This window comes from Kribbella antibiotica, assembly GCF_004349055.1.
GTDB lineage: Bacteria > Actinomycetota > Actinomycetes > Propionibacteriales > Kribbellaceae > Kribbella > Kribbella antibiotica.
Genome location: NZ_SMKX01000296.1, coordinates 1 through 1,697 on the forward strand (window position 1 = coordinate 1; position 1,697 = coordinate 1,697).

Consider the following 1,697-nt stretch of genomic DNA (forward strand, 5'->3'; position numbering starts at 1 on the left):
GATCGGGGGATGCGACTTGCGTTTCGGGAGTGGGGACGGCCGGGTGGGCCGGGGATGGTCTTGCTGCATGGATTGACGTCAGACGGGTCGTCGTTTGATGGCGTGGTGCCGGCGCTGGCGGAGCGATGGCGGGTGCTGGTGCCGGATCAGCGGGGGCATGGGGTGACGGGGCCGGCGGACGAGTATTCGTTTGAGTTGTTGGCGGAGGACTTGGGGGAGTTCGTCGAGGCCCAAGGGCTGGTGAGGCCTGTGGTGGTTGGGCATTCGATGGGGGCGGTCGCGGCGTATCTGTACGCCGCTAGGCGGCCGGAGCGCATCGGGGCGTTGGTGCTGGTTGAGTCGCCGCCGCCGTTTGCGCAGCAGCGGCCGGTGCCGGAGCGCCCGGAGGGGGCGCTGGGTTATGACTGGCGAGCCAGGGTTGAGCTGGTTGGCCAGGTGAATGCACCGGGCCAGGGGTGGTTCGAGGAGCTCGCGAAGATTCGGGTGCCGACCCTCGTCATTGGCGGCGGGCCGACGAGTCCGTTTCCACAGGGGCAGATGCGGGCTATGGCTGGGCAGGTACCTGGTGGGCGCTTCTGCGAAATCGCTGTAGGGCATGGCGTTCATCGGGAGGCGCCGCATGAGTTTGTGGCGCTGCTGACTGAGTTTCTAGCGGGTGGCGACGATGGTGAGGTTGCCGGTGGTGCTGACGTCCGCGGGGGCGAAGCCGGCTAGTTGGAGCATCCAGAGGAGCTCGTTGCGGAAGTACCAGCGCCCTTGGCCGGTGCGGGTTTCGGCGTGCAGGAGGGCGGCGTCGTCGTACAGGTGGTAGCGGCGTTGTTCGTGCCAGGTTTGTTCGGTGCGGTCGAGGGCGGTCCAGCGGGTGGAGACCTCTAGGCGATTGCCGTTGGGGAGGGCGATCGGGGCGCCGGTTTGCCAGGGGGTCGGGAAGTCGTCGGCGGGTGGTTCGGTGTAGTTGATCGGCACCGGGAACACGTTGAAGGCGAGGATCCCGCCGGGCTCCAGGTGTTCGCGGCAGCGGCGGAGAGTTTCGAGGGCGGCCTGCCGATCCATCACCAGTACGAAGCTGCCGCAGGGGATGTAGATCGTGCGGAACTTCCCCGGTACGGCGAGCTCCTGCATCGGCTGTTCGTACAGGGTCGGTGTCAGTCCACCGGCGTCGCGGCGGCACCAGGCCAGCATGTCGGCGGAGATGTCACACCCTTCGACCTCCAGCCCCTCGGCCAGGAAGGTCAACAGCAATCGACCGGTCCCGCACCCGACCTCCAGCGCGCGTCCACCCTGCGAGCGGATGAGTTCGCGATAGAACGCTGCGTCCAGTCGCGCATCGGTCCGCGAGCTGACAGCCCACTGCTCGGCAGCCAACCCCGCGAACAACGCTCCCTCGTCGTACCAGCTCACTCCTGAAGTCTCGCCGCACAGCCACCCGCCCGCACCCCCTTTTCCCGAAGGGGCACCACAGTCGACCGCCCCGCACCCCGGCTCATTTGATGGGTGAGCCCACCAGATTGTGGGAGAGCCCACTGCATGCGGTTAGCCCACCCACAACCCGATGGGCGGGCCCACCAAATGGGGCTCTTCTGACGCATCTGTGGGTTCTGCGCGGGTCGGAAATGGGTGCACGCCGTTCTCTGTCTAGGTTTCTGGCTTGTCGAGAGTCAGGAACTTTAGAGCGGAGAACGGCGTGCGTTGGGTCA

Annotated in this window: 2 protein-coding genes; one reads left to right on the plus strand and one right to left on the minus strand. The window is 66.8% G+C overall.

The genetic code is table 11. The annotated features are described in order from the left end of the window. Positions 1-714: alpha/beta fold hydrolase (locus E1263_RS42310; RefSeq protein ID WP_132178108.1), on the plus strand; the 714-nt coding region annotated here is incomplete at its 5' end. On the opposite strand, the gene E1263_RS42315 is transcribed toward E1263_RS42310, so the two are convergent. Continuing rightward, the gene (locus E1263_RS42315; RefSeq protein ID WP_165956948.1) at positions 649-1,401 is read right to left on the minus strand and encodes a class I SAM-dependent methyltransferase; all 753 of its coding nucleotides are present in this window, start codon (positions 1,399-1,401) and stop codon (positions 649-651) included. The genes E1263_RS42310 and E1263_RS42315 overlap by 66 nt on opposite strands. Positions 1,402-1,697 lie beyond the last annotated feature (296 nt).